This is a genomic window from Rhizobium laguerreae (assembly GCF_019778565.1).
Lineage (GTDB): Bacteria > Pseudomonadota > Alphaproteobacteria > Rhizobiales > Rhizobiaceae > Rhizobium > Rhizobium laguerreae.
This window is the reverse complement of sequence record NZ_JAAXQT010000008.1, coordinates 396,140-402,729: the sequence shown is the minus strand read 5'-3', so window position 1 is coordinate 402,729 and position 6,590 is coordinate 396,140. Positions and strand designations below refer to the sequence as shown.

5 protein-coding genes are annotated in these 6,590 nt (G+C 61.2%); 2 read left to right on the top strand and 3 right to left on the bottom strand.

What is annotated here, in order from left to right:
- The coding region (locus HFO71_RS24900) for a TOBE domain-containing protein (RefSeq protein WP_206990240.1) at window positions 1-449 on the top strand (449 nt) is incomplete at its 5' end.
- Window positions 450-556: 107 nt separating this feature from the next.
- Here HFO71_RS24900 and HFO71_RS24895 read toward each other — a convergent pair.
- The 3 genes from HFO71_RS24895 to HFO71_RS24885 all read right to left on the bottom strand — a co-directional run bounded on the left by HFO71_RS24895 (window position 557) and on the right by HFO71_RS24885 (window position 5,019).
- Window positions 557-2,800, bottom strand: coding sequence for a glycoside hydrolase family 2 protein (locus tag HFO71_RS24895; RefSeq protein ID WP_131642956.1), 2,244 nt, complete (start codon window positions 2,798-2,800; stop codon window positions 557-559).
- 203 nt (window positions 2,801-3,003) lie between these two features.
- Window positions 3,004-4,002: a LacI family DNA-binding transcriptional regulator gene (locus tag HFO71_RS24890; RefSeq protein WP_221988543.1), complete on the bottom strand. Its 999-nt coding sequence runs from the start codon at window positions 4,000-4,002 to the stop codon at window positions 3,004-3,006.
- A 9-nt stretch (window positions 4,003-4,011) separates the two neighbouring features.
- On the bottom strand, window positions 4,012-5,019 hold the full coding sequence (locus tag HFO71_RS24885) for a Gfo/Idh/MocA family protein (protein ID WP_025396136.1): 1,008 nt from the start codon (window positions 5,017-5,019) through the stop codon (window positions 4,012-4,014).
- Between the two features lie 202 nt (window positions 5,020-5,221).
- On the opposite strand from HFO71_RS24885, the gene HFO71_RS24880 reads away from it, so the two are divergent.
- Window positions 5,222-6,514, top strand: coding sequence for an ABC transporter substrate-binding protein (locus HFO71_RS24880; RefSeq protein WP_025396135.1), 1,293 nt, complete (start codon window positions 5,222-5,224; stop codon window positions 6,512-6,514).
- Window positions 6,515-6,590 lie beyond the last annotated feature (76 nt).

Sequence of the window (6,590 nt, the reverse complement as noted above, 5' to 3'; positions counted from 1 at the left end):
ACAGCCCGTCCAACATCTTCGTCGCCGACTTCATGGGATCGCCGGCGATGAACCTGCTCAACGCCACCGTCGAAAACGGCGCCGGCGGCCTCGAAGTCTCGCTGGAGCGGCCGAATGCCGCCCCGCTGAGATTGCCGGTCATATCAGGCAACAATGGCCTGGCCGCCTATACCGGCAGACAGGTGATCTTCGGCATCCGCCCGGAGGCCTTGACAGATCCCGATGGCGCCGACCGCAAGGCGCGCTCGCTGACCGAGGGCGATTGCCTGATCGAGGTGGTGGAGCCGGCCGGCTCCGATACCTTCGCCGTCACCAAGCTCGGCGGCAAATCCGTCGTCGCCCGCCTGCGCGCCGATACCGGCATCGCCCCAGGACAAAACACTCGCCTGGCCTTCAATCTCGACAAGGCCGTGTTCTTCGATCCCGAAACACAGGCGCGGATCGGGTGAGGGCCATTAGAGCGCCGTGCGTCTCGAAAGACGCGCTAAGGACGCTCTAAGACTTTGAGCTTGCGCATAATTCCGAAAATCGATTTCGATTTTCGGGAGACTATGCGCTAGCCTGCCGTCACGCCGAGCGTCACCGGCGCGAACCGCGAGGAGATCGCTTCGACGGTGATTTCGCCAGTAAACCCCGTGGCCTCCAGCCAGAAACCGGCGGTGCCGCCCTGGAGTGGCACATTGGTCGGGCCGACGATCCTTGCCGGGCCGTGAACCTTCAGCGAAATGCTATCGTTCATGAAGGGCAGGCGCTGGCCGCGCTGGTCGAGGGCGCGGATGATGACGCGTGTGCTGTCGCGTTCGCGGGCTTTCAGCGTGGGGCTATCGGCAACCACTTCCAGCGTCGTCGGCAACGGATCGGCCACCAGCGTCAGGCTGGCCACCGGCTCGCCGCCGATATAACCGGTGAAGGTGCCGTCGATCCATTCGAGACCCCAGGTGCCAAGCTCATCGGCGGTAAAGTGCCGACGGTCGAGCACGACCGGCGGATGCGGCAGATGCGGGTAGTTCTCGCGGTCCGGACCGATGCGTTTGCTAAGCGAGCCATATTGCAGCTCCACCTCGTCGCAGTTGGTCAGGATGATCAGCGGCAGCACGCCGCCGATATTGCGTTCGCCGCGCGCCCAGAAGGTCACCGGCTTCATGACGATCTCCTCGGAAGGGTCGCACTGGCTGATATAGGCATAGGCCGCGAATTTCGGCTCGCGGAACATGTCCATCACGCCGTGATAGCAGATGCGGTCGCCGGAGCCGAAATCCTTGTGGGTGTTGTAATCGAACATGCACCAGCCGATGGCGCCGGAGATATGGGGATCGCCATAGGCGGCATTCAGCACTTCCAGGTGCCGGCGCACATGCTCGGCCTGGCGCTGCTCCTGGTCATAGATCTTCGTCGGGTGCATGTGGCCGTTGAACTCGGTGATGAGGTACGGCACCTTGTGCGATAGTCCGGTATTTTCCTGCTGGGCGCGTAGCGCTGTGCGCGGGCGGTTGGCGCCCGGCAGCTCTTCATTGCCGAGGATGAAGTCGTTCATCGTGTAGACGTCTTCGAGTAGCTCGCTCTCGGTGAGATAACGCACGCCGCCGGTCTGGCGGGTGCTGTCGAGTTCACGGGCGAGGCGATTGGTCTCGGCGTAGAAATCGTGATCATCCTGCGATTCGTTGATGCGCACGCCCCAGATGATGATCGAGGGATGGTTCCAGTCGCGCTCGATCATGCGGCGGACGTTCTCGATCGATTCCTGCTGCCAGTCGGCGTCGCCGATATGCTGCCAGCCGGGGATCTCCTCGAAAACCAGCAGGCCGATCGCGTCGCATCGATCGAGGAACCATTTCGACTGCGGATAATGCGAAGTGCGGACGATATTGCACTTCAGCACCGTCTTCATGATGTCGGCGTCGCGCTCCTGGGCGGAGCGGCCGGCGGCATAACCGACATAGGGGAAGGCCTGGTGGCGATTGAGGCCGCGCAGCTTCAATGGCTTGCCGTTCAGGAGGAAACCTTCCGGCGTGAATTCGGCGGTGCGGAAGCCGAACCGGGTGGAAATACGGTCGGAGCCGTGTTCGGTCCTGAGCTCGACGGTGACGTCATAGAGCGTGGGATCGGTGATGTCCCAGAGGGCGATGCCGGTGAGGCCGCCAAAGGAGAGCGTGGTGCGGCTGCCGATCGTTTCGGTCGCGGCAGTGGCGACCACCGTGCCATCGGCCTGTTTCAGCGTGGCGGTGACGGTCGCCGAGAAGCTGCGGCCCTCGGGATTGGCGATGTCGACGCGGATGGTCGCCGATTTCTCCGGGCGCAGAACGTCGGTGGTTTCGATCTTGAGATTGCGGATCGAGACCGGGTCGGTGACCTTCAGCCAGACGTCGCGGTAGATGCCGGCATAGGTCAGATAATCGATGCGGCCGCCGAAAGGCGGAATGTCAGGGTTCTCGCTGCCGTCGATCTTGACGGTGACGAGGTTCTCGCCCTTGACGAGCTTGCCGGTGAGGCGGGCCTCGAAGGGCGTGTAGCCGTCCTTATGGGCAATGATTTCTTCGCCGTTCAGATAGACGACGCTGTCGGCCATGGCGGCATCGAAGACGAGCGAAACCTCGCGGCCCTCGAATTCCGGCAGCCAGCGCAACACCTTCTGATAGGTGAAGGCGCGCTGATAGCTGGTCTCGTCGAAATAGCTGAAGGGCAGTTCGACGGCGGTATGCGGCAGGCTGACCGACCTAGCAGCATCAAAAGCTTCGAGCAAACGCTGGCCGAAGCCCTCATGGAAACTCCAGCCTTCGTTGAAAGAAACGACGGAACGCATTTCAGGCTCTCCAGGTTACGGCATCAGGGACATTGCGGCGCCTCTCGGCGCGTGAAAATCTGGTCATCGGTATTCCTCCTGGACGCAATGGATGAGCGAGCAGCTAAAGTACGTCACAGCGAATTCGATTCATGCGACGCGCTTTAGCTTTTTTCATGCATGTCGTCACCCCGCAACCGCTGTACAATTCCAGGCAACATGCTTCAGGCGGTCGAGCCCCAGCGGGCGGTGCAGGTGAGCGTGATGCTGTGCGGACCTTCGATCTCGGCGTCATGCCGTTCGATCAATTCGACGACGGCATCGATGAAGGCGACGTGGTCGAGGCTCAGCGTGGTCAGGTCGTTGCAATCCCAGGCGGCCATGGCAATGCCGTCCTGGCCGACGATGGCGATATCATCAGGCGTGTTCTTGCCGAGCACCCGGCGGGCTGCATCGCGCGCACCGATCGCCATGACATCGTTGCCGCAGATGATGGCGTCGACCTTATCCCTGTGCAGCAGGAGCACGGCTTCCTTGAAGCCGGAATCATAGGAGTAGTCACCGAAGGCCTGGACCTCGAAGGCAAGGCCGCGCTTGGCCAGCGCATCGGCGAACCATTTTCGCCTGAGCTTGTCGATCCAGCTTGAATTGGTGCCGGAGAGGTAGGCGAAACGCTTTTTGCCGTCGCGGACGATCTTGCCGATGATCTCGTCGGCGGCCTCAGCGCCGTCGATGCGAATGCTGGAGACGTTTTCGTTTTCGAGCGGCTCGAAGGAGACGATGATCGGCTTCGTCGTATGGAAGATATCGACGGCATCCTGCATCGACACCATGTCGGAGAAGACGACGACGTGATCGACCTGATAAGTCGAGGCAAGGCGCATCAGCTGCAGCCGGTCGGAATGATCGGCGCAGCAGAGGATGATCGGCAGCAATTGTCTCGCCTGCAGGCGGTGGACGAGAAGCTGCTGCTCCTCGGCCTCGCAAGGGTTGCCGATCGCATTGACGACCAGGGCGACGAGCCGCGAACGCTGGTTGTTCAGCGAGCGGGCGATCGCGTTCGGCTGGTAGCCATGTTCACGCGCGACGGCGAGGATGCGGTCGCGCGTGGCGCTGCCAATGCGCGAATCCGGCGAGAAGGCGCGGGAAATGGTGGCGGAGGAGACGCCGGCGAGTTTCGCCAGTTCCTTCGAGGTGATCCGCCGTCTGCTCATACCGCTCATCTTCAGCGCCTATTGGGCGACGATCCTGACGGAAGCGCCGTCGGCCGCTGCCGATTCCTTGATTGCATCCCATAGCCTAGCGAATCTGAGGCCCATTTCAACGGAGCCGGAGTTTTCCATCTTTCCCTCGCGAATGGCGAGGAAATTCTTCATCGGGTTGCCGAGAATCTCGGCTTCCTCGCGCGGCTCGGCGGTCCGCCCGATACTGATCTCGCGCCAGCCACCCCAGGCGTCGATGCGCACGATCGCCTTCGAATAGAAGAAGGTGATGTAGGAGGCGCAGCCCGGAGGGCCTTCGCCGGCGGCCGTCAGTGTCGCCAGCGCACCGTTTTTCAGCCGCGCGGAGACGGCGGTGGCGATATCGACCCGTCTGCCATGGTTGTTCATGTAGGCCGACACGCTGTCGAAATCCGAATTGGCGAGTAGGCAGACGGTGTTCATCATGTGGGCGCCGGTATCGAACATGAAGCCGCCGCCGGAGATGTCAGGCTGCTGCTTCCAGTGGCCGTCGTAGTTGGACGACCAGCTTTCCCAGATCATGCCCGAAATGGCGATCAGCTCGCCGAATTCGCCGGTGAGAGCCCGCCGGCGCGTGTCGAGCACCAGCGGCGACAGGCCGCCCTGAAAGGCGGTGACGATGGTGACGCCACTCTTTTTCTGCGCGGCGATCAGCCTCTCGGCTTCAGTGACTGTCGTCACCATCGGCTTTTCCAGGAAGAGGTCGAGGCCGGCCTCGGCGACGGCGGTTGCCTGCTCGGCATGGAAGGCATGCGGGGTGGAGACGTAGACGATGTCGAGTTCGCCCCGGCATTCGGCAAGCATCTGGCGATAATCCTCGAAGCTCTTCGGTTCTGGTGCGCCAGCGGCGAGGCAGACGTCGATCAGGCGCTGGCGCGAAGCCGCCGTGGTGTCGGCGAGTGCAGCAAATTCGATCTCCGGCATCTTGACCCAGCTCTCGGCATATTCCGCCGCCTTCAAGCCGGCGCCGATGACGCCGAGGCGTAATTTCCTAGTCATGAAAATTCCTCCCTGAATGCATTGTGCACACGATTACACAAACGGTATAGTGATGGCAATATCTAAATAGCTCAGTAATATCAGTATATTAAAACTCGCATTCGAATCTTTTCAAAAACCATCTTGTCAGTATTTGGAATGCGTGTACATTTTCGCAACCGGTGCTGGAGGGCGCCCTGTCTCTAAAAAGGGAGGACTTCCATTGAAGAAGATGGTTCTTGGCGGCCTGTGCGCCGTTCTGCTGAGCGCGGTTTCGACGCTGGCGCAGGCTGAAACAATCCGAATTGCAAATCACGGTCAGGCCGGCATCGATGCGATGAAGTCGACGGTCGAGCGGATCGAAAAGAAATATGGCGTCACCGTCGAGGTCATCGAATATCCGGCACCCGACAAGGATTATCTTACCAAGCTCCTGACCGAGCTCGGCGCCGGCAACGCGCCCGACCTATTCTCCATCCCGACGACGGCTGCCGTCGCCGACATGGTGGAAGCCGGTTACCTCGCGCCTGTTACCAAGGAGTTCAAGGCCTGGGACGGCTACGCCAACCTCTATGACGTCGCCAAGGAGCTTGCCGTCAGCCCGGATGGTGAAACCTATGTGATGCCGTTCATGCTCGGTATCCAGGAAATCTATTACCGCAAGGACGTTCTCGAAAAGGCCGGTATCTCCACCGAACAGCCGAAGACCTGGCAGGAGCTTCTCGACCGCGCGGCCGAAATCAAGCAGAAGACCGGCGCCTACGGCTTGCTCTTCCCGGCCGGAGTCTCCTGGGGAAGCGGCGCCTTCGACGAAGGTTTCCAGCATCTGCTCGTCGGTTCCAAGACGCCGCAGCTGGTCGATGCCGACGGCAAGCTCGATCTGAATGGCGAAGGCATCAAGGATGTCTTCAACGTCTACAAGGAACTGATCGACAAGGATCTGATGCCGACGCAGCCGCTGCTCGGACCCGAGCCCTGGGTCGTGCCGAAGTATCAGATGTTCCCGGCCGGCAAGCTCGCCGCGACCACCTGCGGCTCCTGGTGCTATATTTTCGACTGGGGTCGCGAAAGCAAAAACCCGATCCCTGACGTGACGAAGGTGGTCGGCACCTGGACTGTTCCCGGCCAGACCAGCGGCCAGTATGTGCTTGCCAATCTTGCTGCGCCGTGGGCGGTCAATTCCAAGTCGGCCAATACGGAACTGGCGATCAAGGCGCTGATGGAGATCGGCTCGATCGAGACGCAGGTTTCCTACGCCGCCCGCATCGGCAACATCCCGGCCAGCAAGGATGCGGCTGACAATGCCGAGTTTCAGAAGCTGACGGAACTGGTTCCGATCCATGCCGCGGCAGGAAATGGCGTGTTCCTGAAACAGGCCTCCGGTTTCGGTACGGTCTCGGAAGGTGTGGCGCGCGCCACCGAAGCGCTGCTGCGCAAGGAAACCGATGCCGCCGGCGCCCAAAAGATCCTTGTCGACTACGTCAAGGAAACGCTCGGCGACGACATGGTCAAGTAAGCTCCGGCACCCTGTCTTCCGCCACGACGGAAGACGCGGCGCCAACGCCCGCGTCTTCCCGCTTTCATTCGATAAG